Genomic DNA, 24,882 nt, shown 5'->3' on the forward strand with positions numbered 1-24,882 from the left:
GATTCAAAATCAATTTGATCAGCTTCGTCCAATCACGATCACATCAATCAACGCTTGCTTTCCTTTGGCGGTTATCTGTCGTTTTTCAGTATAATCTCCGGAGGGATCCGACAGATTCCATGCGACTTCTGAAATCAGGGTTTCTCCTTTTTTGGCGTTATCACACAAGCGTTTTGCGGTATTCACCGTGTCGCCGATGATATCAAAGATTTTCGTATTCTCACTACCAATCATGCCTTCCACCAATTCACCCGCATGGATTCCTATGCCCATTCCAAGTTCATATCCGGCAAGCAAGTCGTAGATGGTATCCTGCAATTGAATCGCTGCGGCTAAAGCGTCGGAGGGCGTTTCAAACACCGCCATGATTTCGTCACCAGTGTGTTTGATTTTTACGATATTGTAAATTTTCCAGATCTTTTCTGCTTCTTCAAAATAATTATTCAGCATGGCAACTACGATATCAGGTGTATTTTTTTCACTCCAGGAAGTAAAGCCCCTGATATCCATAAACAACACGGTGCGGTGGCGACGTTGAAGACCAAGGATCGCAGTGTCATTCATGGCTCTGGACAGCAGATCTTTCCCCAGAAACCACTCTGAATAGCGCTTCAATTCCTGGGCGGTTTCCTGCAAAATCACATAGTATTGGTTCATCATGACTTTGGCAAAGCCTACGATAAAGCCCAGTAACACAATTGTGATCGTAATATAGGTGTGGCTCGTATCCGCAAAATAAGTCGCAAGCGTTGCATAGTCAGGACTTGAGAGCCTTTCAAAAATCAGATACATCACCAGAATAATACTGGTTCGGCAGATATTTTCGAGAACAGTGAATATATTCCGCAATGTGCCATTCGTATAATAAACACCTTCCTGAAGCAGTCCAATGATAAAGGCCATAGTCCAGAATGCGCCATGATAAGGAGTGCTAAAAAATTCATGCCCTTCAAGAAAATACTCAATCAATGTGTAAGCGGCAGGCGCAAAGAGGTTTCCAATCAACCGATACCCCATGCCGTGAAACTGAAAGAAAGCCAGAATCATTGCCTGAATCGTTGCCACCATCAGCAAAATGTAACCGCCCGGTTCTTCCCAATAATGGAATACGCCAGTCAGAAGCATTTCCAGAATGATATTTGCCAATGGAAAATGAAGGCTGTTATTCAATAATTCCTGCACCACATGGCTTCGATAACTGCCTTTTAAACGTTCATCCAATTGCATAAAAATCTCCTGTAATATTTTTTCATGATGATTCAATTTCTCATGATCAAGGTATTGTGCCACATCGTGTGTCAATTGATGAATACTGGCATCATTTCAATAAAACCCGCAATCCGACATAGGTTCGAGTATGATATTATTGAAATAAATTATAATAATTTCAATATATTGTTTTCATTTGCCGCAACTACATCAAGATCCCGAATGTTCGGCTGTTCTTGCCTCAGTAAAATCGAGTCAGGAAAACATTGCAACAGCCAAACTGAATAGATAAGATCGACTCAGTAACACCCGTTTTATTGATTTTTCTCTGTCAGTATTTTTTCCAGGACTTCTTACATTAAAGGTTATTTCCATGGCATCTAAAACGCAAACAACCAGGAATCCATCACAAAAACAGCCCTTGAATCGCTGGATCGCAATTTTTTTAATTTCTCTGATTACCAGTGTCACAGGTTTTACCGGCTTCTGGTATAGCAAAAACCAAAGCGTCATTGAGGATCCGATTCCTGTCACAGTTCCCCTGATGAGCGCTGAAAAAAAATCTGAGATGTTGTTTATGCCCGTTGCTGAAAGCCTGGAAAATACCGTCCATACTCTTCATTTCCCGGTTCCGGTGTCCTTGAAACAACTAAAACTGATTCCCGATTCAACAAGTTCACTGACCCTGCATCTGAACCAGATCACGCTCATCGGGGACAACAATCAGGAACTACAAAATTTCAGATTTTTATCAGGATTGGAAGGCTGGGAATGTGAAAAATGTCAGGCAGACACAGAAAAACAACCCGGTTGGAATGTCATGGCGACTGACGATGGCTTTTACCTTAAAAGTCCGATCCTGGAGAACCTTGGCAAGGTTCACGCGTTGTCCTTAACGGGGTCCTTCAACAAACCATTCATTCTCAAGGTTGATGCGACACCGATGGAACAGCCCTGATTTGGATGTCAGGGAATTTCAGCCTTCAGCCTGAAAGCGGGTTATATTGCGAATCCCGCTCCACGGGAGTCAGTCCAACCTGTTTTATCAAGGACTGGAGTTGGTCGGTGGTCAGGGAGGGGTGCTTCATGGAACCAGCCATGGAATAGATTCTGGTTGAATCATTGATCGTTCCGTCCATATCATCCACACCATAATTCAGGCTTTTTTGAGCGGTTTCCATGCCAATCATGACCCAGTACGCTTTCAGGTGTGGAATATTATGCAGCATCAATCTTGAGACTGCGTAATTCCTCAAATCTTCCTCCATTGTGATTTCCTGCAATCCAGACAGCGCGTTGTTCTCATTCCGGAATTTGAGCGGGATGAACGATTTGAATCCGCCTGTCCGCTCCTGAAGATCTCTGAGCAAAATCATGTGTTCACACCGGTCCCGCAAGGATTCCACATGACCATAAAGCATGGTGGCATTGGAAAATAATCCCAGTTGATGCGCGGTTTCATGCACTTCCAGCCATTGATGCGCGGGGGCCTTGCCTCCAGCGATTTTTCTGCGAACCTCTGTATTGAATATTTCAGCTCCGCCACCAGGAAGTGAATCCAGTCCTGCATCCTTCAGATATTGCAAAACGTCTTTCAGTGATTTTTCTGATTTGCGAGCCATATAGGCAATTTCCACAGCGGTATAGGCTTTCACATGAATTCCGGGACGTTTTCGTTTAATCTTTCGGATCAACTCAGCCCACCACTCAAGTTCATGGTCCCGATGCACACCTCCGGTAATATGCACTTCGGTCAGTTTACTGTCCGTATGGCTTTCCATGATATGCTCAATTTCTTCATGGCTATAATCCCAGGCACCCTCTGCTTCGGAGGCTTTCGGTGTTCGATAAAACGCACAGAATTTACAGGAATAGACACATTTGTTGGTGGGTTCAATGTGGATATTGTGATTATAAAACACCTGCTTGCCATGCAATTGATGTTTTCTGGCATCCGCCAGAAGTCGCACCACTTCCAGCGGATATTTTTGATATAAATCCAGTCCATCTTCAATGCTCAACGGTTTCAGGGCAACAACGGCATCCGCCAGTCTTGCCAGATCTGGATAGCTGGAAAACCAGGATTTCAGGGCATCAGGCATGTTCATTCCTTGGGTTCTTCAATACGTAATCCGCTCAGCGCATTGTTCTGCCACATATTCACCACCACGCTGAATATGGTTTCTTCAAACTGGGCGTTTGTGAAAATGTTATAATATTTTTTATACTTCATTTTTTTCATTTTACCGATATTCGCGGTGATTTTCTGGTAAAGCCCAATATCAAACTGGTTGTGGTCGAGCAACATTTCGAGATAGCGCAAATGCTGATCATACCAGTTTTCATCCCTGGGAGGACCATCGGACAAGGGAAAACCGAAAAAATCCAGTGCGGATGCCTTGGGTGTGTATGATTTTTGATCCAGATCCATGGGTATCACGGCATCTGTTAAATATGTGGGCAGGATGGCATCAGGAAACAGCAATTGAAGCAGTTTTTTTTTGAGCAACACACCTTCCGGAGTAAAAATAGGCTCAGGGTTGGGGGAACTGATGCCAATTCTGAATTGTACGGATTCAATCGCCTTGAGCATTTTGGGGCTGATGGGTTTTGGCGAAAAAGTTGTCAACAAATGGATTTTATGACGGTGTGAAACAGGCAGTTTAAGCACTTTATCGACGGTTGTCTCATAAGATGTTCCTTTTTCTTCAAAAGTCAGTTTGAGGTCAAGGGACTCGTTAAACAATTTTTCAGTGTTCTTGGCTTCAGTATTTCGTTCGGCATAACTGGCCGCCTCCACAATGACGATACCGATATTTTCAACTTTTTCCTCACGTTCCTGCGGGGTTGCCACCTCAATGCCCTCCAGTTCCTTATGCACTCCGCCCTGATATTCGCGGAGTTCTCTGGCATTCATGCCGCCTTCTTTATAAATTTCCTGAAACATGCCGTTGACAGAATTTTCAAATTCTTCCCTGGTTTCTTCAGTGACATTATCCTTGAGAAAATTTCCTGAGGCATTCCTGAACCGTGTCAGATATTCATTGATATTTTCCTGGGTGAGTGCGCCTTCCTTGCGGACCCGTTCATACAATTTCTGCAGGTATTGTGAGATATGCTGGGAAGCATCCCCTTCCGTCATCATTTTCTGATTCTGACGTTCTTTCTGTTTTTTTATGGCTTCCCGCTTCTTGCGGGTATGTTCCGAAAGAAAAATTTCAGGAGGCGCAGACAGGTTTTTGGCGATTTGCACGACAAGTTGAGTCAGCGGCAGCCATTGTTCATCCAGCGGCGTTGTGAGCAGATATTCTTTCAATTCCTCCAGTTTTTTGGGATTGAACGCCACAATTTGTGAAAACAGATAAGAAACATACTGATTGCCCTTGCATTCCTGAAGCACTCTGAGAACGCGTGAAAGACGAGTGGCAGGCAGCACATTGAAGGACAGCAGTTGTTCCTTGAAATATTTCCGGGTTTCCGCTGACATTTTCCTGGGTGTTCCTTCATGCACGAAAGGATTATAATCCATGATCTGATCAAACACTTTCTGTCGAATGGAAAGGTGGCAATTGGAAGGAAGGTCTGCTTCTACAATACGTTTGATTTTACGGCGTATGTCATTATTTCCCGGATATTGTCGCCAATAGTTGGCTTCATTCACACTCATGAATTTGAAAAATTGATAAAAAATTTCATGAATATGACTGGCAACCAGATCATTGCGTGCCAAGGCCATCAGATCAAAGTAATATCGATACAGGATCTGAAATATCCCTTCGGCAAAAAACATGTGTTCAATGAGCAGATTGCGATTATTTGTGGTGGCCAGGGGATAATAGTTTTTGGCAATCAGAAACATATCCCAGTTGACCACACGGGGGAAATAGGAGGTGCTGTGCAAATTGCTCCGGTCAAAAACCCTGGCATTGAGCTGTTCGAGCGTATCATCCGTCTTGATGCTTCTCAGAAAAAATTCCACATGGGTCTGACGGGGAATGTTGTTGAAGCAGAGATTTCCGATAGTTCCGATGTATAATTCACGGGCTACTGGCGCCAGTTTGGGGATGCTGTTGAGCTGTGCGGCTGTTTGAAACAGAAACGTTGGAAAAATTTCGTTGAGAATGGAAAATTGCTGGGCCAGATCCGGCGTGTCCTCCATGAACAATTTGACGCCATCCACCATTCGGTAACGTTCCAGATTGATCCTTAAAATTTTGGCTATGGCAGGCTCAATTTTTCTCAGGTGAGCAAACAGGGTTCCCAGAAACTGATGTCCCACAATATTTTGTGACAATACTTGCTCAATTGCGGATATTTCACTTTGCATGGATATAATAACTCCTGAATGTTCTGTTGAAATGATCCTAAAACTTCATGGAAACCGCAAACAGGGGAATCACACGAGCTGAAGTGGTTTGGTAAGTTTGGGCCGTTTCTCCATTGTTTCGTTCCACGAATTCCGCATCATTGAGCAAGCGGTATGTAATGAGCGTATCCCACCATGAATGAATCGCAATGGCTTGTTTGAGATCAAAATCTCCTTCTGCGGGATGATAAACCCACCCGAGATACACACCATATAAAAAAGCCGTTTGAGTGTTGGCTGTGAAGCCTTCCCCGCTATGCGCCGCTCCAAAAATCGCGCTTCCAAGCAAAATGCTGCTCCAGCGCGCAACCCCTTTACTGAGGAACGAGGAAAATCCATTGAACAGTCCGCGCTGGATCACGCCCCTGAATAACATTTCTTCACCGACACCCACCAGTTGATATTGCACAAAGGACCAGTCCCGCATCTCATTTTTGGTCAGATCCTCGTCGATATGATAGGTGACATTGGTTCCCGGCGATGCTGAGGCGACATTGGCGGCGATGGGCAACCAGAACGTCCACTCCGCGCCATAATGCCAGAACTGAAGCGATGAAAACATCAGCCCGTAAGTTTCATTGTTTTCCTCGCACCCTTTGTCATAAAGATCATAAACACTGGCAAAGGTCAGATTATTGTAGAGGGAAGAATAAACATCGGTATAAAATGTTTCCCGTGATAAAAAAATATCCGTGTATTCGGTTCCATCCTCTGCGGTGCGGGTCAAATAGATCTGATCCGCATTGTCCTGATAATCCGGGCTGTCAGAATAAGTGATCACCTTGTTGATTGCCCCCCAGCGAAGTCCACCCATGATTAGCATCTTGTCCCAGTCGCCTAGAAACATATATCCGATTCCAGGAAAAATCACCTCTCCCAAGCCCGCCAGAAAACAGCCTGTGGTGTTACGAGCCAAGGTGATTCCCGGCAGGACCATGAGGGAAACCATCACCCCTATCACCAATATAAAACGTCGGATCATGAGGACCAATTCAGTTCTTTGCGCATTGTCTGAACCTTGTTTGAAGTCAACACTTAGTAAAATTAAGTAATTTATGTGAGTTTTAGAAAATCTTTTCAAGGCTATTGTACGAGGGAAATGCGATTATAAAAAAAAATGAGTTGATCCTCGCTGTGTCTATTTCTATAAACGGATTTTATTGTTCAATGCGTGTGGCATCCAATAATCATTTCATGAAAATCACTGAGTGTATATGCACAGACCTTTGTCCTGGCCGCAACTTTTACAAAAACTGGATCAACGGGGAAATTATGAGCGCACTGCGGTTCCACGGGATATCAGCAAACTGGAAGGAATCCGTACCTTGCTTAAGGCGCTGGATCATCCTCAAACTCATTATCAGGTGATTCATGTCGCAGGAACCAACGGCAAAGGAACAACCGCTATGATGATTTCCCGGTTGCTGGAAACCCTTGGTTTCCGAACCGGTTGTTACACCTCACCGCATGTCATGGATATCAGAGAACGCATCGTGATCAATGGACAATGGGTGGAAACAGCGTTATGGACTGATTCAGGAGAAAAAGTTCTCACCTTCGTTGAGCAACATCCCGAGCTTTACATTTCCTGGTTTGATATTGTCACAGCAATCGCTCTGGACATTTTCGCAAAACTTCGAGCAGACTGGGTGGTGCTGGAAACAGGCTTGGGCGGTACTGCGGATTCAACCAACGCTGTCGAAAAAAAACTGGCTGTGCTGACGCCCATCGGGTTGGATCACGTTGGCGTTTTAGGCCATTCGATCGGCCAGATTTCCCGGGAAAAAGCCGGAATTGCCCGCAAAGGAATCCCAACGGTGCTTTCTGCCCAGACGGAACAGGTCTATGCTGAACTTCTGCCAGAACTGGCAAAACATCAAAGTCCAACCCTCAAAGCCGAATCCATACTGAATGTTTTTCATCCTTCAAAGTCAGGTAATCTGCGGTTTGACTGGATGGATGGCAATTCTTATGAACTCAGTGCTCCTGAAACAATGCCTCACTCCCGTCTGGAGTGCATCCGGACAGCGCTGGTTTCGGTAGATCACCTGCTTCCTGAAGGTTTTTCCAGAAAACAGGCCAGTGAGGCCTTGCTTTCGGTGCAACTTCCCGGAAGAATCCAACGCCTTTCCAGGGTGACATGGTCTGCTGGAAACACAACCTTTGACCAGATGATTCTGGATGGCGGACACAACCCGATGGCTCTTCAAATGCTCCAGCACCAACTGGATTCCTGGCAACTGGATTCCTGTGTTTTAATTTTCGGTATTCAGAAAGATAAACTGATTCCCGAACTCAAACCTGTACTCCAGCGTTTGTTCAGTTCTGCGAAGCCGTTGATTTTCACCAGATCCCATTCTTCAAGAGCGGCAAGTTATGAGGATCTGCTTGAATTTATGGATAATTATCCTTTTATTGAGCGGCCTGTTAAAACAATGACTGTTGACGAAGCCTTGAATGCCGCAAAATCGTTTGCGTTTCACACAGTGATTGTGGCAGGTTCTTTTTATGTTGCCGGAGAAATCCTAGAGCAAATTTACTATTGAAACAGGCTCCCTACTTTTGTTACAACCTGAATGAACAATCTGGATCGCCCTTTTATTAAAGGAGCTTTAACGGGTTGTTGATTTCACTTTTAACCTTGAGATGAAAAAAAATTGTCGGACAAATCCGGCGCAGTGAAGTGCTGAATAAAATTTTACACGAAAACATTAAGTACAAAAAAGGCACACAAGTCATCTGAACAGTGCTCAATGATTTCAACGATTTAATGGAGAAAATTTTATGGGATTACACGCATTGGCAGGAAAACCGGCACCCAGAGAATTGCTGGTCAATATTCCCAGGTTGATTTCGTCCTATTATACCAACCAGCCTGATCCTTCACGTATGGAAGAACAGGTTTCTTTCGGCACCTCTGGGCATCGTGGGTGTTCCTTCAAGAACAGTTTCAATGAAGCGCATATTCTGGCAATTTCCCAGGCTCTGTGTGAATACCGTAAACAACAGGGCTACGATGGTCCGTTATTCATTGGTATGGACACCCACGCCTTGTCAGAATCATCCTTCATTACAGCGGTGGAAGTGTTCGCCGCCAATGGGGTAGAAATCAGAATCCAGACAGGACGTGGATACACACCCACTCCCGTGATTTCTCATGCGATATTGACGTACAATCAGGGACGAACAACAGGATTGGCTGATGGCGTTGTCATCACTCCGTCGCACAATCCTCCCGAAGATGGTGGTTTCAAATACAATCCAGTCAATGGCGGACCTGCTGACACCAGCACCACCAAAATCATTCAGGACCGGGCCAATGAAATCATGCGTGGTGGGCTGAAAGCCGTGAAGCGTATGCCTTTTGCCCGGGCGCTCCAGGCTTCCACCACCAAAGAGCATGATTATGTCAAACCCTATGTGGATGATCTGAAACATGTGGTGAATCTGGAGGTCGTCTCAAAATCGGGGATTCAGATCGGAGTGGACCCGCTGGGAGGTTCCGGGATTGGTTTCTGGGAACCGATTGCTGAAACCTACAAACTGAATCTCAAAGTGGTCAATCCGGTGATTGATCCGACTTTTTCCTTCATGACCGTGGATAAAGACGGAAAAATCCGGATGGATTGTTCCTCTCCCAGCGCAATGGCCAGTCTGATTGCCTATAAAGACAAATTTGATATTTGCTTTGGCAATGATCCGGATTATGACCGGCATGGCATTGTGACGCGCAGTGCGGGATTGATGAACCCCAACCATTATCTGTCCGTTGCCATCTGGTATCTTTTTCAGAACCGCCCTGAGTGGAAACCGGACACCACCATTGGCAAAACACTGGTTTCCAGTGCCATGATTGATCGGGTCGCCAATCATCTGGGCAAAAAACTGTGTGAGGTTCCTGTAGGCTTCAAATGGTTTGTGGACGGATTGATGGATGGCTCCTTCGGTTTTGGCGGAGAAGAAAGTGCGGGAGCCTCTTTTCTCCGGAAAAACGGAACTGTCTGGACCACCGATAAAGATGGCATCATTCTGGATCTGCTGGCGGCTGAAATCACCGCGCAAACCGGCAAGGATCCCGGAGAACATTATCAACATCTGGAATCCATGTTTGGTTGTCCTGTGTATCAACGAATTGACGCGCAGGCGTCTCATGCCCAGAAGAAAGTTTTGCAGAATCTTTCACCGGACATGGTGTCTGCCACTGAAATGGCAGGTGAGCCTATCAAAGCCAAACTGACCCATGCGCCAGGCAACAAGGCGGCTATTGGCGGTTTGAAAATTGTGACAGAAAACGGCTGGTTTGCCGCAAGACCATCCGGAACTGAGGAAATTTATAAAATTTATGCGGAAAGCTTCATGAACAATCAGCACCTTCAGTTGATTCTCCTTGAAGCACAAACCATTGTGAGCAACGCTTTCAAAAACGCGGGGGTTTGACCAACGTGTTTTTGGTGCAACCTGTGGGCGACCGGCGGGTCGCCCCTACGGTGGATATCGGAAATTATTTGATCAACGTGTTTTTGGTGCAACCTGTGGGCGACCGGCGGGTCGCCCCTACGGTGGATATCGGAAATTAAATGTAGGGGCGACCGGCGGGTCGCCCTTGAAAATGGCACCCCGTCCCAATATTCGGATGCCAATGATTATCAAATTCACACATTTTATTAACAACCATGAGTGAGGAGCATGTTTATGGCAAAGAAAACGATTGATGATGTACAGTTGAGTGGAAAAAAAGTATTGATCCGCTGTGATTTCAATGTGCCTCTGGATGGCAGTCAGAATATTTCAGATGATCGACGTATTCAGGAATCATTGCCCACGATTCGCAAAGTAGTGGATTCCGGGGCCGCGGTCATTTTATGTTCCCACCTGGGACGTCCAGAAGGTGCGGTTGACCCGAAAATGAGCCTGAAACCGGTTGCGGCCCGACTCAAGGAATTGCTCGGCAAACCTGTCCAGATGGCTGGTGACTGCATTGGCGCGGAAGTTGAGGCTCTGAAAAGCAAGTTGAAAGGCGGAGAAATTCTGTTGCTGGAAAACCTGCGATTCCATAAGGCTGAAACCAAAAATAAGGATGACTTTTCTAAGGAATTAGCCAAAGGCATTGATATTTTTGTGAACGACGCTTTTGGCACAGCACACCGCGCGCATGCTTCCACAGAAGGTGTAACCCGTTTTGTGCCAATCTCCGTTTCTGGTTATCTGGTTGAAAAAGAACTGAAATATCTGGGTGACGCGGTCAACGCTCCCAAACGACCGTTTATCGCAGTGTTGGGCGGCGCGAAAATTTCCGGAAAAATTGATGTCATCAAAAGTTTGTTTGACAAGGTTGATGTCCTGATCATCGGCGGTGGCATGATTTTCACGTTCTATAAAGCGCAAGGACTGAATATCGGTTCCTCTTTACTTGAAGCCGATCGGGTTGAAATGGCCGGACAGCTTCTCGCAGAAGCAAAGTCCCGCAATATCAAACTGTTGCTGGCTGATGATGTGGTGATCGCTGACAAATTTGACAACAATGCCAACCGTAAGGTGGTTTCGATCAAGGATATCCCTGATGGCTGGATGGGACTGGATATCGGGCCTAAAACCATTAAAAAATACTGTTCAGAAATCCTTAAAAGTAAAACAGTTGTCTGGAATGGCCCGATGGGCGCGTTTGAAATGTCCAATTTTGAAGAAGGCACACGAAAAATCGCTGAAGCACTGGCCGAAGCAACCCGGAAAAGCGGCAGTGTGACAGTGGTGGGTGGCGGTGATTCTGCCGCGGCCATGAGTCAGTTCAACCTGGAAGATCAGGTCACGCACATTTCTACCGGTGGGGGCGCGTCCCTGGAATTCCTGGAAGGCAAGGTTCTTCCCGGAATTGACGCACTGGCTGATAAATAATTTTCGTATTCCTGCCACAGGGAATGTCGGCAGCGATCTCCATAGGAGGATATGGGGGATGATAGAACTCAAACGGGTTAAACTCATCCCCCACAACTTTCTGATACCATAAATCTTTCTATGCGTGCAGATCCCTCAGGTTCCTTCGGTTTGACACTTCCTTCAATACTCAAACAGTACCACACTACTCGAACTGTGCAGTTGAAAATTTATTACACATGACGCTTCATCACACTTGGCAAAGGTATTGTAAAATGGATACGGATAAACATACTCAACGGTCCTCACATCAATTTTTTAGTGTCAAAACCATTATAATTTCCACACTGTTTTTAGTTGTCTGTTTCCATCTCGGTTCCTCAATCCCGGCCTTGTCCCGTTCATACAAAAACTATCAGATAGCTCAAAACGTTTCCTATCTCAACGAGGTCAGCGACAACTTATTTAAGGCTGTAGAGAACTATGGTTTCGAACGGGGTCGTGTCAACGTTGTTTTGAACGATACGGGGCCTGTCGACAAAATGGAAATAAATCGGCAATTCATTCTGGCGAGACGGGAAGAGGGCGATCACGCGCTCAAAGTAGCACTGACAATGTTATCCACGCAAAAAACGGATACGATCCCGGCGTTGATCGAAGTGATCCATCAAATCGGTGATAAAATTTCTCGTTTGAGGGAAGAAACAAATAAAGACCTCCTTGTGCCAGTACAAGAACGAAAACAGGGACTTGCTGAAATCTGGTTTGGCACCATGACCCAATACATTGAACGCATTGAATCCCTGCTCATCAGTATTTCAAGTGATATCAGTGATGAGGATGGAATGATCAGTCGCTATTCTTCAATAAAACATACCACTCTATCGTTGAGAAATACCGCAGGACCCGAAATATCAATTCTCTCAGCGACCATGTTATCCCAGAAACCTGTTCAGGCGCCATTAGCCCAAAAAATACTGAAACTTCAAATCAGTACTGAACATTATTTTGACCGACTTTCGGATTTGATTCAACCCTTAACAGATTCAAGAATTCCTGAAGCCCTGGCTACACTCAAAACAACCTATTTTGAGGAATATCGTCCCTATAGAGACGCATTGTTTCCGTTAGCGTTAACAGGCGGACCTTATCCTTATTCGCAACAAGAGTTTTTGAACCAGGGAGTCACAGCGCTTTATCAAATTTCCTCTTTTATGAAAACTGTGATTGAGGTCACACATGACTATGCTGAGACGAAGGTCAATCATAGCAAACAGCAAATTATAATTTTGTTATCCACTTCCATTGGCTCACTCATTTTCATCCTGTTAATTTTTTTATATTTGAATTTCAGAGTTGTCAGACCAATCACTCAAATCACAGCAGTGGTTATGCGATTAGCCAGGAACGATGTGACTGTAGAGGTTCCCTTTGAGAAAAACCGGGATGAAATCGGTGAAATGGCAAGGGCTATTGGCGTTTTTAATGGCATCGCACAACAATTGAGAGAAGCACACGAGCGTTTTATTACCGTCATGGATAGTCTTGAAACAATTGTCTATGTTGCGGACATGACCACCTATGAAATCATCTTTGCCAATAAGTATACAACCAATTTATTTGGTAATATTGTAGGCGGTGCCTGTTGGGAAAAGATTCAAAATGGACAATCTGGACCATGTGCTTTTTGTACAAACAAAAAACTGTTGACGTCCGGAGGAATTCCAAATGAAGGGCTTCGTTGGGAATCCAGAAACACGGTCACAAACAGTTGGTATCTGATGTTTGACCGTGCCATCAAGTGGATTGATGGACGTGTTGTTCGCATGTCCATTGCGACTGACATAACCTACATAAAAATGATAGAAGAAGATCTGCGGAATGCCAGGATTCAGGCTGATGCGGCCAATCAGGCAAAAAGCCGTTTTTTAGCCAACATGAGTCATGAAATCCGCACACCGCTCAATGCGATTTTAGGTTTTAGCCAGATTTTATCAATGCAGTCCCGGAAATTAGCCGTTCCGCCTGAGTTTCAAAAATATCTCGGGATTATTCAACAAAGTGGAACTAATTTGTCTGAAATGATAAACAATGTTCTTGATTTATCAAAGATTGAAGCGGGTAAAACTGTGGTTGAAATGGAAACCCTTAATCTGAAATTATTGGTACAGGGAATATTTCATATCTACAAAGCGTCCGCAGACAAAAAACGAATACATTTCAACTATAACATTTCTGACAAGTTGCCTGTATATGTTGTTTCCGACCGCACAAAACTGAATCAAATTTGTACGAATCTGTTGGGAAACGCTATCAAGTTCACCCCTGAAGGGAAGCAAATCCAACTTAAAGCAGAACGGGATGGTGCGTGGATTCTTTTGCGGGTTGAAGACCAAGGCATTGGGATCTCTAAAGAAAAGCAGACAACGATTTTTGAAGCCTTTGAACAAGCTGAAAAATCAACAACCCGTCAATATGGCGGAACCGGGTTGGGGTTGGCGATTACTAAATCCCTGGCAGAATTATTAGGCGGCTCGATTAGCCTGGATAGCGTCCCCGGCCAAGGTTCAACCTTCACCGTAAAAATACCTCTTGTTGAGGTGGAATCTAATGACCAGAAACAAGAAAATATCCATTGGGATGACTATTGTTTTTCCAGAGACAATAAAATTCTGGTCGTTGAAGATAATCTTGAAAATCAGGAAATGATCAAAATTTTGTTTAATGAATTAGGCCTGGAAATAAAATTGGTGGTGAATGGGAAAGAAGGCATCGAACAATCTTTAAGCTTTATGCCGGATCTGATTTTGATGGACATACACATGCCCGGAATGAGCGGGATCGAGGTTACACAACAAATTCGAAGCATTCCTGATTGTAGAAATATTCCCATTGTCGCTCTTTCCGCTGACGCCTATAAAGAACAACAAGAAGAGGCCTATCGAGCAGGCATGACTGATTATCTCATCAAACCAGTTCTCATGAATAAACTTTTGCCTGTGTTAGAGAAATACTTGCGCCAGGAGCCCTCCTTAAAAGCAAACAAACAGGAATTCCAAGTCCCGTTGACCAAAGCCTGAAATGGCTAAGAAACAGACACAAAGGATTGCGACGGAAGGTATGCGGTTCGTTGTCGGGCAGGATTATTCCGTTCATTGTATCGAGCGTCAATCGAACGGTAGGTGGGGATGGCACCGCCAATTCCACAAATCGTATATTTGACGGGCGCGTAGTTCCGTTCTATCAGAGAAGTGAACAACCATGACCGGGAGATAGGTTTGTGTTGATGAGAGTGCTTTGAGAACACGCATTCCGGGAACTTCCCGGAATAGCGGTATCAATTATTGACCAGATGTTGAACAACCGGAAGTGCGCTTGGACCATTGAACGGTTTGACAATCCAGCCTTTGATCTTGAATTTTTTACAGCGTTTTTTCAGTTCCATGTCATTTTCATTGGTAAACACCAGAATATTGACATGGTCATCATTGAGTTCGGTCCGAATTTTTTCAACCATGGTGATCCCATCCATTTCCGGCATGGAAATATCGGTAATTACCAGTTTGATATCCTTGTCCGCCTGAAGTTTGGACAAGCCATCTAATCCATTGATGGCCGTTGTTACTGTAAATCCGTTTTCAGTCAGAAAACCTTCCACATTCATACGTACAACACTGGAATCATCAACAACAAGTACTTGTGACATAAATCCCCTCCTGAATACTGTTAGCTTTTAGCCACACCTGGCCAGTTATCTCTAATATGCATACAAATGAGTGTCACATCGTCTTCCATTTTGCACTCACCCGTTTTAACGTTGATCGTGTTTAATATCCCTGACGCACTCACTCCCCCATGTTCATCCTGATATTGTTTGATCATCCGTTTGAGATTTTTTTCACCAAGGTCCTCTCCATTGGGAAATGGATTTTCAATCAAACCATCCGTATAAAATACCAGTAAATCGCCTTTTTTAAGGAAGCCTTTCTTGGAATAAAACACTGGATTATCCTGATAACCCAAGGGTGTGTTTCGATCAAGAAGGCTGTTAATGGAGCCGTCTTCACTCAAAATGATCGGGAAATTATGTCCGGCATTGGAAAAATCCATTTCACCCGTGTTCAAATCAATACAGGCCACAAAAAAAGTCATGGCAAACTGATGATTTCCTGAATAGCACACAACCCTGTTGAGGTAGTCAAGAATTTCATTGGGAGTCAGGCTGATATTTTTCATCAATTGATCAGTAAACATCTGGGATGCCCCACAGACCGTTGCGGTTACTAACGCCGCAGGCACGCCATGCCCTGTGACATCACCGATCAAAACATACAGCAGATTCTCAACCTGCAAAAATCCATGCCAGTCCCCACCAGTTTCTGTTGCTGATTTGTAGAATGCCGCAATATCTATGTTGGAAATTTTTGGAACTGATTTGGGGAATAATTCCTGCTGCACAAGGGCCGCCACTTCCAGTTCATGGGAGAGTCTCATTTCATTCTGGATCAGTTCCAGATTCTTTTTGAGGATTCGGATCTGCTCACACAGACCTTCCACAAAATCCAGTTCAAATCGGTCGAATTCTGTGCTGCCGGGTCCTCTGAATACACAGATCATTTCATTGATGCCCCTGACTCTCAGAAATAATGCGTGTGAGCCGATGATCATGGCACCGGGTTCAAAAAAATATTCGTAAAAGAAACTGTCTTCCTTGATATAATTGAAATAACAGATTTCGGTCTCACTCTCCGGAAAAAGATTGGCAATGAAATCTTCATCCAGTGTTTTATTGAGAAACATGAATAAGGAATCCTCAGCCGGACGATACAGGTCTTCTTCTTTTTCAAACAGGATCGTATCACTGTTGTAGATATAATCCGTCAACAATTCGAAGGCATGCAGGATAATATCCCGTGCTTCCCGGAAAGAGCTGAAATTTTTGAACAGATCATTGAAGCACTGTAGCTTTTCCTCCTTTTTTTTAAGATTGATGTTCATGATATGAACCGCATCAGAAAGTTCATTCACAACAAGATCTTTCGTTGGAGGAATGGGGTTCAGCTTCATCTGTTCAAGGGAGTAGGTTGTCAGTTTTTCCATCCAGCCAACAATACTTTTGATAGACTTTCTTATCTCAATTAATTCCTCACTCATGGGAATCCTCAATAAAAGTGAATATATCTCAAGTGGGATGATTTCGACTTTTGTCAAAACCCGGGAAATCCACCCTGTCATTCAGCACTGATCCAGGTACTGATTTTCTATAGATGAACTGGGATTGATCTGTCAATATAATTTATACAGGCATAAGGAAAGAGTTTGTTGTGCCCGAATGAAAATTTTTTGTATTTTTCAACAAAAGTTTGTTACGAACAATTATTCCCAACGAATAACAGTGTTTTCAAAGGAAGGAGCGCTTCAATTAATGTTTAACTCACAATTTACAAGAAGGTTGTTATGCAGATATCGCTGAAAAAACCATCAGATCCGATCATTCGACAGGCTATTAAATTGCTGGATCCATGGAAATGGGCTACGGACCCTGTCATTTCAGGACTTGAGCATATTCCTGAAAAAGGACCGGTGCTGTTTGTTGGCAATCACACAGTGCTGGGCTTGCTGGATGCGCCCTTGATGTGGTGTGAACTTTATCAGCGTAAACATCTGTTTGTGCGTTCGTTGGGGGATCGTCTTCATTTTAAAGTTCCCGGATGGCGCGATATGCTCAAAACATTTGGCGCGGTCGAGGGAACCCGTGCCAATTGTGCGGAGTTGATGCGAAACGGAGAGCATATTCTGGTATTTCCCGGAGGATCCCGGGAAGTGAATAAACGGAAAAATGAAAAATATCAGTTGATCTGGAAGGAACGTTTAGGGTTTGCGAGGATGGCTATTGAGTTTGCCTGCCCTATAGTCCCGTTTGCCGCGGTAGGTGCAGAAGAATGTTACGATATCGTGATTGATGCGGATGATATTTTTTCATCGCCACTTGGACCACTACTCAGAAAAATCATTCCAAGGGATGAAACGATTCCCCTGGTGAAAGGGTGGGGGGGAACCCTTTTCCCCAGACCTGAACGATTTTATTTTAAATTTGGCAAGCCCATCCAGGTCGACAACTACCACAAGGATTATCAAAACAGGGATTATTGCGTTGAACTGAGAGAAACGGTCCGACAAGCCATTGAACAAATGCTCCGGGAACAACTTGAATTAAGAGCCAATGATCCTGACCGTGATTTTACAAAACGTTTATCGCATAAATTTCGAAAATGAAAGGATTCAATTCCTGTTCTGGCGGTATCTTTTCGTGTGACTCATGATTGATGAAGCAGTGAATCAAATTTTTTCCCCAAAATTTCATCGGGATCTATGGTCGGTTCCACACGGACCTGATTGCCTATCACTTGAAGTATTGTAACCATCTGTCCCATGGCAACTGCTTCTGATGGTTGAAAAACTTTCCATTCTTCCCCAAACAGTTTGACAACCCCGCTTCCACTTTGTGGATCAATCGCTTCAATCACACGGGCCTGTTGTCCAACCATGCCATCGACATTGGAAACATATTTGTGTGAAGCTTTGGCTGGAAAAAATTTATGAAATCCAACCCAGGACACACAGGTTCCAGCAGTCCAGACAAGCAATGTGGCCCAAGCAGGCAGGAACATGGCGAAGGGAACTGTCAACAAGGCACCCAGTCCGAGAGGCAGACAAACAAAACCGGGCAAAAAAAGTTCTAATGCCGACAGCACGATGCTTCCCGCAAAATAATAAAACCATAAATCAATCTGGCTCAACAGATTCAGCAAATCGTTCATGTCTTGTCCTTGAATAAATCAGCGATACTGCCCATTGCCCCGAGCGTGGCACTGGCTTCAAACGGGATAAAAACCTTGTCGCCGTCCCCCTGCGTGAAACGTTGAAATCCTGAAATATAGGATTGGGCGAGCATGTATTTGACCGCGAGTTCCACATTTCCCTGACAGGCGTCCACAATTTTCTGCATGGCTTGTTTCTGGGCTTCCGCGACCATCATGATGCTTTGGGCCTCTCCATCCGCCTTTTGAATGATGGCCTCACGCTCCCCCACAGCATTGTTGATATTTTCCTGCTTTTCTCCTTCAGACCGTGCGATTCTTGATTGTTTGTCACCCTCGGCTTCCAGAACACGGGCTCTGCGCTGTCGCTCTGCCTGCATCTGCTTTTCCATCGCTTCCTGCACATCCCTTGGTGGTGAGATGTCCCTGATTTCCACTCGACTGACCTTGACACCCCATTTATCAGTTGCCTCATCCAGTACGCTTTTCAGACCGGCATTGATTCTGTCCCGGGAGGCCAACGTTTCATCCAGTTCCAGTTCACCAATGACCGAACGCAAGGTAGTCTGTGCCAGTTGAGACACCGCGATCGGTAAATTGGCCACTTCATAAACCGCGCGTTTGGCATCTGTGATCTGGACATACATGATCGCATCCACGGTCAGGCCCACATTATCTTTGGTGATGACAGTTTGTTTGGACACGTCCAGCACCATCTCACGGATGTCTATCCGTGAATAAACACCCACTTTACCATCGCGTTGCCAGATGATGGAACGGGGATTGTCTAAAAAAGGAATGATCACGTTGAGTCCCGAGTTGAGCGTGGAATGGTACGTCCCAAGCCGCTCAATCACCAGTGCTTCTCCCTGTTTCACGATCAATAAACCTTTTGCCAGCAAAATGATCACCAGTATTACCAGAAAAAAACCCACGCTCATCAATTCCATAGTGTCTCCCTTCTTTTTCAGATTAATCAGTTGCTGTCGCGTAATGAGAAATCCCTATCGATTCATTCCATCGTTCGCCAAGCTCAAGCAGACAATATGGTGGCCTTCATTGACAAAATCCAAAATGATGAGGAGTTTGTACAAACTTGGATCCAAGTCACCAATGACAATATCAACCACGCTCGAAAATGTTCCTGTGAATTGGTCAATTTAGAACCAGTTGATGAGCTCTCTTTGGAAAAAAGAGCATAACGCATAATCCATGCCAGTGTATTGAATTGTCAAGGAACTTTTTTTTGAAAACCCGAGCAAGTATATAATCCAGCCTTGACAATCTTTTTATTGAATGAAATGAAACAGGAAACAGTAGACTGCCGAGGCCCCTATCCATCCGCCTCTTGATGAAATTCGAAAAAATTGGGTAGTTGATGTTCCTCATGAGGATTTATGAGGTATTAATTATAGCCATTCCAGACAGTGTGCATACTCTGATTCTTCACTTTATGACCTTCAGGTCCAACTTTTTTTCCTCAAGATCTCATGAATTCCCAAACCTGCTTTCATTGCAAAACGCCTATTCCTCAAGCGGAGAAAGCTTATGAGCTTCAGGAAGGCTCCGCAACCCACTCATTTTGCTGTATAGGCTGTCTGTCTGTCTGGCAGATCATTCATGGGCAGGGATTGGATTCCTATTATGAACGTAGGGAATTGACCGGCAATGAAATTCCTGTGGGTATCAGCTCACGGAATTATGAACAATATGACAGTCCAGGTATTCAGGAACGTTTTGTCAAAAATCATGCGGATGGCAAGGAAGTACATCTGGTGTTACAGGGAATCCACTGCTCGGCCTGTATCTGGCTGATTGAACGCTATCTGCTACAACACAATGGGATCAAACAGGTTTCTGTGAATCTGGGAACAGAACGGGTTCGTGTGGTGTGGGATGGCTCGGTTGTGCCACTTTCAGGGGTGATTCGGTATTTCGCTGAAATCGGGTATCAGGCGGCCCCCTATGATCCATTTCTGGTTGAGCATCAACGGCAATTCATCTTGCGATCATTTTTACTGAAACTGGCAGTGGCGGCTTTCAGCGCAGGGAATATCATGATGCTGAGTTTTGCGCTGTATGCTGGATATTTCAGTGGGATTGAACAGGAATTCAAAGTGTTTTTTGAATGGATTTCGCTGGTATTGTCGTTGCCGGCAATCTGTTACAGCGCACTGCCTTTCTGGCAGGGGGCATGGCATGCGATCCGGTTTCGACAACCCAACATGGATTTTCTGATTGCCGCCGGGATCAGCATCACGTTTTCTTCTTCGCTGGTGATTTTACTCACAGATCCCACACAAAACCCCTATTTTGATTCCTGCGTCATGATCATCTTTTTCCTGCTGATCGGACGCACCCTGGAACGGTTGACACGATCACAGGTGGTGAACCTGACAGAACGTCTGCTGACACTTTCGCCCAGATTTGTGACAAGGCTGGAACAGGATGGAACGCAGGTTGTGATTCCACAGCAAGAAGTCAAACATGGCGATATCCTGTTTGTCCGGGAAGGTGAACAGCTTCCGGTGGACGGGAAGGTGGTCACAGGAGAATCGGAACTGGATGAATCAGCCATTACCGGCGAACCTCAATGGCGGTATGTCAAAGTCAACGATACTGTGATTGGCGGAAGTACATGCCGATCAGGAAATATCTCCATCAAGACCACGGCTGTGGGACATGAATCTCTGCTCCACAGGATTGTGGATCTGGTAGAAAAAGCCACTGCCCGTAAAACAAGGCTCCAATCCATGGCAGACAGACTGGCGTCCAAATTTGTCTGGATGGTGCTGGCACTGACAACAGGAACCTGGGTATTCTGGACATGGAAGGGCACAGAAGGTTCCCACCCCTGGATGATTGCTGTTTCAGTGATCATCATTGCCTGTCCCTGCGCGCTGGGATTGGCGACGCCAGCGGCGATCCTGGTGGCAGTGGGTTCCGCGATTCGTCGGGGAATTCTGGTCAAGGACGGAGATGCTTTGGAACAGGCGGCTCTGACGAGCGATATTATTTTTGATAAAACCGGGACGTTGACCACTGGACAAATGCAGGTAATCCATCTGGATAGTTTTACCGAACATCAGGAGGAATGGCTCTCGGCGGTTTTTCAGATGGAAGCTTGTTCCAATCATCCAGTCGCCAAAGCGTTGAGTGCTTACCTCCGACAACATTTCCCTGAGTTGGATCGAGGAGGCGAGACCGACGTGTCGTTCAAAAATTTTCCAGGTCGTGGAATATCCGGGCTGTTTGAACAGCAACAGGTATTGATCGGCAACCAGCGCCTCATGGTGGAACGTCAGGTCGATCTTACTTTTCCAACGGATACAATCCCTGTGATGTTTCCTGAAATTGAAGTGCTCGTGGCACTGAATGGCCAATTGGCCGGGCGACTGATTTTACGGGATAAGATCAAATCCGAAGCCCCCTCAGCGGTGGCACGGTTGAAGAAAATGGGACTGGACGTGCATATTCTTTCCGGGGACCGTCAGCTTGCGGTAGATCAACTGGCATGGACGTTGGGCATCCAAAAAAATCATGGAGAACTGCTACCTGACAAAAAACTGGAATATATCGAGTCCCTGCAAAAAGACCACCGGGTGGTGGTGATGGTGGGTGATGGCATCAATGACGCTCCCTCCCTGAAGCAATCCAACATGGGAATTGCCATGGCCAGTGGAACGGATATTTCTGTCGATGCGGCAAACGTAGTGTTGACCCGATCGCATCTTGATGGCGTCTGCGAAACCTTGTTGCTTGCCAGAAAAACCCGAAGGATTATCCGCCAGAATCTGGCCATTTCCCTGATGTATAACGCCTTAACCATTCCCCTGGCGATGATGGGCTGGATCAATCCGTTGTTTTCCGCGTTAACCATGGCGTTCAGTTCCCTGTTTGTCACCCTCAATGCACTTCGGCTCAAATCTTTTGACCAGTGAATGTGAGGCTTACCATCAAATCAGACTTCAACACCACCAAAACTGTGGGAAGAATGGACGACAAATATTCTGACTGAATGCGTTAAAATTGGTAATTCATCCTGACAAACGCGTTGTCATCCTGTTTGAGCATGGCAAACTCGCGGCTCAAATAATGATCATCGCCTTCAAAGAGATTCACTCCCAACGCAAACGACAAGGCATTGTCCATTTGTTTTTTGATGTCCAGTTTGACGAATCGGTCATGATCCTCAGGCCGTTCATACACAAAAGTATTCAGAAACAGGGTTTCCTGCATGAATTTCAGAGTCAATCGCAATGTATAGGTGTTTTGAATTTCTTCCCGGCGATATTTGAAAAGTTCCTGTTCCCGGGCCCAATCCATGGCTTCCTGAGCAGAAACAGTCTGTCCCTGTGCGGCCATGATCGCCTGGTATTGCGTCTGATAGAGTGCCAGAATGGATTCTTCATAGCTGTCATAATTCTGCATCAATTCCGCATACCATTGGAATCCGATAAAGACTGAGGCACTGAGATCCAGTCGATAGCCAATCAGGTTTTTCACAGAAGAATTTTCAATGAATAACTCCTCTCCATCCAGATCATCTTTGGATTGATAAAACCCGCTTTCCCATGAAAGTATTCCGTTGCCCAACTGTCCTTCCAACGAAAATCCAAGGACGTTCAAGCCGGGATAATCACTGGTGAGAGCCGTGTATCCATGCGTTTGAAATGGATCGGAATTGCCGGAGGCTTTTCCCTCTGCATCCAGCCATTGAAGGCCTTTGGGATTTTTATAAAAACCGCTGTAAGTATAAAAACTCACCTCAAAATCAGATACTTTGAAAAACCAGCGTGTTGCCAGCTCACTGTCGGTCATTTTGTTTTTGCCGGTTGTGGAATCAAGATCACAATATTCAGCGGATGCCATTAACTCGGGTTGGGTGGGATCCAGCATGGAATTGGGATTATAAATGGAAAAGCGGCATCCATCTGGTGTGGTGTCCGGTGCGAATTGTGGATGAAACACGATGTCCACTCCGCCAGACATGCCAAAATAGGAAGTCATCCGGATCGAGTTGGAACCATCTTTCAGATATTCCATTTCTTGTCCCGCAAAATTGGCCACCCAGTTTTTGGGGAACAGGTCATTGATGAACAGCATGTCGCCCACACCCCATGTTGAAACCTGTTTTCCCACACTGATATCCATCCAGTTCAGTGGAGTGAATAAAATCCGTGCTTCCCGGATATCCACATGAGTTTCCCGGATCACGGAATCCTGCACAAAATCCAGTTTTAGATAATACCTGGCGGATTGACTGCTACCGTTTGATTTGACGCGAACCCGGATATTGTCCAGAGTCCAGTCCTGGTCACGATCTTCATCCACGTCAACACGCCCTCCCCGTTCAATTTCAAGCATTCCCGCGAGTTCAAACCTGGGGGCAGAGCTTTGAGCTTTGAAGCCTCCAGACAAATCATTTGCGGAATCTGACGTGCCAAAGTCTGTAAAGTCCGGGGATGAATCAATCGCGTCAAATTCATTTGCGGAGGATTCCGTTTTTGTGGCTTCCGGAGAGGCCTCTGAAGAAATCCCGAAACTGTTATCTGACTGAAATAGATCCTCGTCCGACTGGCTGAAAGCCTGCTGATTCAGAATCAGAAAAAACAAAGTAAATCCCAGCCCTATTCTTGTAGATGTTTTCATAAAAAAAGTTCCTGTTGAGTCAATGTTACCGAAAATCACTTCAAAAATTCCATAGGTGGATTTTTCAGGGAACGCTCGGAAAAGATTTCTTCACTCATGCCAATATCATAGGCAGTTTGTTGCGGATTCAGTGAAATAAGGGTTTTCGTGTCTTCGTCGGGTGATATCATCAATCGCTGGATGACGGTCGGATAGCCCTGAATGTTGATGATTTTTCCAGGTTTGTAATACTTGAACATTTTTCCATCCTGTCCATAAAACTCTACTTTCATGGGAATAAAGGTGTCTTTGGCAATCCATGAGACAATTTTCGCGATTTTATCCTCGTTTTCTTTGGGGGTGCTTTCCATGTGATAGACCGGCACATTGTCCAGGGTGGTTTCGTCAAGGATCTTGTGGTTGTCTTTGGTGTAATGCCTTCCGGAAACATCTTCATAGGAAAAATCAGAGCCCATGAACGGGTCTTGTTTGCGGCTTCCCGCAATGGCAAGGATTTTGTCAGAGGCCGGAATATAAAGCCTTCGATAATCATCTTCATTGATTTTTTTATGCACAAGAAAGGTGGTTCGCTGGATGTCTGAAGGTTGAGTGAAATACACCAGAAACATTTGTTCGCCGCCCTCTTCCACATCGTATTTGATCATGGTGAACAGCTTTTTAATGGGCTCTTTCCGTGATTTGGAAAAGACCTGCATCAACATTTGTGATTTTCCATCCTTGCCCTGATAATAGGACACCAGATGCGCTTTTTTCATGATCTCTTCAGGTGTTTCCGCATGTGCCAGCATGACAGATCCAGCCAGTAAGAAGAACAGGGACAGGGTTGTTAGTTTCTTGAATGTTTTTTGTTTCATAGTCCTCCAAAGATTGGAAATTATAAGTCGGCCACAGTGTCACGCAAAACACAGGGAATTTTATAAAACAGTCCGCTGTGTCTCCGTGTCTCTGTTGCAAAAAAAGACA

At 45.0% G+C, this 24,882-nt stretch carries 18 protein-coding genes; 8 read left to right on the forward strand and 10 right to left on the reverse strand.

The window, feature by feature from the left end; genetic code table 11:
* Positions 1-18: 18 nt before the first annotated feature.
* Positions 19-1,227, reverse strand: a complete 1,209-nt coding sequence (locus HQM11_03405) for an adenylate/guanylate cyclase domain-containing protein (protein MBF0350047.1) — start codon at positions 1,225-1,227, stop codon at positions 19-21.
* Between the two features lie 355 nt (positions 1,228-1,582).
* Between HQM11_03405 and HQM11_03410 the strand changes: the two genes are divergently transcribed.
* Complete coding sequence (locus tag HQM11_03410; GenBank protein ID MBF0350048.1) at positions 1,583-2,167, forward strand: hypothetical protein; 585 nt, start codon at positions 1,583-1,585, stop codon at positions 2,165-2,167.
* 25 nt (positions 2,168-2,192) lie between these two features.
* On the opposite strand, the gene mqnE is transcribed toward HQM11_03410, so the two are convergent.
* From mqnE to HQM11_03425, 3 genes are read right to left on the reverse strand one after another with little or no spacing between them, the layout of a single operon-like run.
* Positions 2,193-3,311: an aminofutalosine synthase MqnE gene (gene mqnE, locus HQM11_03415; GenBank protein ID MBF0350049.1), complete on the reverse strand. Its 1,119-nt coding sequence runs from the start codon at positions 3,309-3,311 to the stop codon at positions 2,193-2,195.
* A 2-nt stretch (positions 3,312-3,313) separates the two neighbouring features.
* Positions 3,314-5,536 (reverse strand): hypothetical protein, encoded by a 2,223-nt coding sequence (locus HQM11_03420; protein ID MBF0350050.1) that lies wholly within the window; start codon positions 5,534-5,536, stop codon positions 3,314-3,316.
* Between the two features lie 37 nt (positions 5,537-5,573).
* Entirely contained in the window at positions 5,574-6,557 is a 984-nt protein-coding gene (locus HQM11_03425) for a CPBP family intramembrane metalloprotease (GenBank protein MBF0350051.1), read from the reverse strand.
* A gap of 232 nt (positions 6,558-6,789) precedes the next feature.
* Between HQM11_03425 and HQM11_03430 the strand changes: the two genes are divergently transcribed.
* The 5 genes from HQM11_03430 to HQM11_03450 all read left to right on the forward strand — a co-directional run bounded on the left by HQM11_03430 (position 6,790) and on the right by HQM11_03450 (position 14,526).
* Complete coding sequence (locus HQM11_03430) at positions 6,790-8,121, forward strand: bifunctional folylpolyglutamate synthase/ dihydrofolate synthase (GenBank protein MBF0350052.1); 1,332 nt, start codon at positions 6,790-6,792, stop codon at positions 8,119-8,121.
* Between the two features lie 238 nt (positions 8,122-8,359).
* Complete coding sequence (locus tag HQM11_03435) at positions 8,360-10,012, forward strand: alpha-D-glucose phosphate-specific phosphoglucomutase (GenBank protein MBF0350053.1); 1,653 nt, start codon at positions 8,360-8,362, stop codon at positions 10,010-10,012.
* A complete protein-coding gene (locus tag HQM11_03440; protein ID MBF0350054.1) occupies positions 10,009-10,152 on the forward strand; it encodes a hypothetical protein in 144 nt (47 codons plus the stop codon). The genes HQM11_03435 and HQM11_03440 overlap by 4 nt, the downstream gene beginning before the upstream one ends.
* Before the next feature lie 115 nt (positions 10,153-10,267).
* Entirely contained in the window at positions 10,268-11,467 is a 1,200-nt protein-coding gene (locus HQM11_03445; protein ID MBF0350055.1) for a phosphoglycerate kinase, read from the forward strand.
* Between the two features lie 521 nt (positions 11,468-11,988).
* The gene (locus tag HQM11_03450; protein MBF0350056.1) at positions 11,989-14,526 is read left to right on the forward strand and encodes a response regulator; all 2,538 of its coding nucleotides are present in this window, start codon (positions 11,989-11,991) and stop codon (positions 14,524-14,526) included.
* A 257-nt stretch (positions 14,527-14,783) separates the two neighbouring features.
* Here the strand turns inward: HQM11_03450 and HQM11_03455 are convergent, their stop codons facing one another.
* A complete protein-coding gene (locus HQM11_03455; protein ID MBF0350057.1) occupies positions 14,784-15,152 on the reverse strand; it encodes a response regulator in 369 nt (122 codons plus the stop codon).
* Positions 15,153-15,172: 20 nt separating this feature from the next.
* Positions 15,173-16,600, reverse strand: a complete 1,428-nt coding sequence (locus HQM11_03460) for a serine/threonine-protein phosphatase (protein ID MBF0350058.1) — start codon at positions 16,598-16,600, stop codon at positions 15,173-15,175.
* Positions 16,601-16,903: 303 nt separating this feature from the next.
* Between HQM11_03460 and HQM11_03465 the strand changes: the two genes are divergently transcribed.
* The gene (locus HQM11_03465; protein MBF0350059.1) at positions 16,904-17,722 is read left to right on the forward strand and encodes an acyltransferase family protein; all 819 of its coding nucleotides are present in this window, start codon (positions 16,904-16,906) and stop codon (positions 17,720-17,722) included.
* A gap of 41 nt (positions 17,723-17,763) precedes the next feature.
* Here HQM11_03465 and HQM11_03470 read toward each other — a convergent pair whose 3' ends face one another.
* Together HQM11_03470 and HQM11_03475 are read right to left on the reverse strand one after the other, a co-directional pair.
* On the reverse strand, positions 17,764-18,267 hold the full coding sequence (locus HQM11_03470; GenBank protein ID MBF0350060.1) for an NfeD family protein: 504 nt from the start codon (positions 18,265-18,267) through the stop codon (positions 17,764-17,766).
* Positions 18,264-19,217 (reverse strand): SPFH/Band 7/PHB domain protein, encoded by a 954-nt coding sequence (locus HQM11_03475; GenBank protein MBF0350061.1) that lies wholly within the window; start codon positions 19,215-19,217, stop codon positions 18,264-18,266. The genes HQM11_03470 and HQM11_03475 overlap by 4 nt, the downstream gene beginning before the upstream one ends.
* Positions 19,218-19,757: 540 nt before the next feature.
* Here HQM11_03475 and HQM11_03480 point away from each other — a divergent pair.
* The gene (locus HQM11_03480; GenBank protein MBF0350062.1) at positions 19,758-22,208 is read left to right on the forward strand and encodes a heavy metal translocating P-type ATPase; all 2,451 of its coding nucleotides are present in this window, start codon (positions 19,758-19,760) and stop codon (positions 22,206-22,208) included.
* A gap of 82 nt (positions 22,209-22,290) precedes the next feature.
* On the opposite strand, the gene HQM11_03485 is transcribed toward HQM11_03480, so the two are convergent.
* Both HQM11_03485 and HQM11_03490 read right to left on the reverse strand, forming a co-directional pair.
* The gene (locus HQM11_03485; GenBank protein ID MBF0350063.1) at positions 22,291-23,919 is read right to left on the reverse strand and encodes a hypothetical protein; all 1,629 of its coding nucleotides are present in this window, start codon (positions 23,917-23,919) and stop codon (positions 22,291-22,293) included.
* A 35-nt stretch (positions 23,920-23,954) separates the two neighbouring features.
* Positions 23,955-24,773 (reverse strand): outer membrane lipoprotein-sorting protein, encoded by an 819-nt coding sequence (locus HQM11_03490; GenBank protein MBF0350064.1) that lies wholly within the window; start codon positions 24,771-24,773, stop codon positions 23,955-23,957.
* Positions 24,774-24,882 lie beyond the last annotated feature (109 nt).

It is taken from the genome of SAR324 cluster bacterium (genome assembly GCA_015232315.1).
In the GTDB taxonomy this organism is placed as follows: domain Bacteria; phylum SAR324; class SAR324; order SAR324; family NAC60-12; genus JADFZZ01.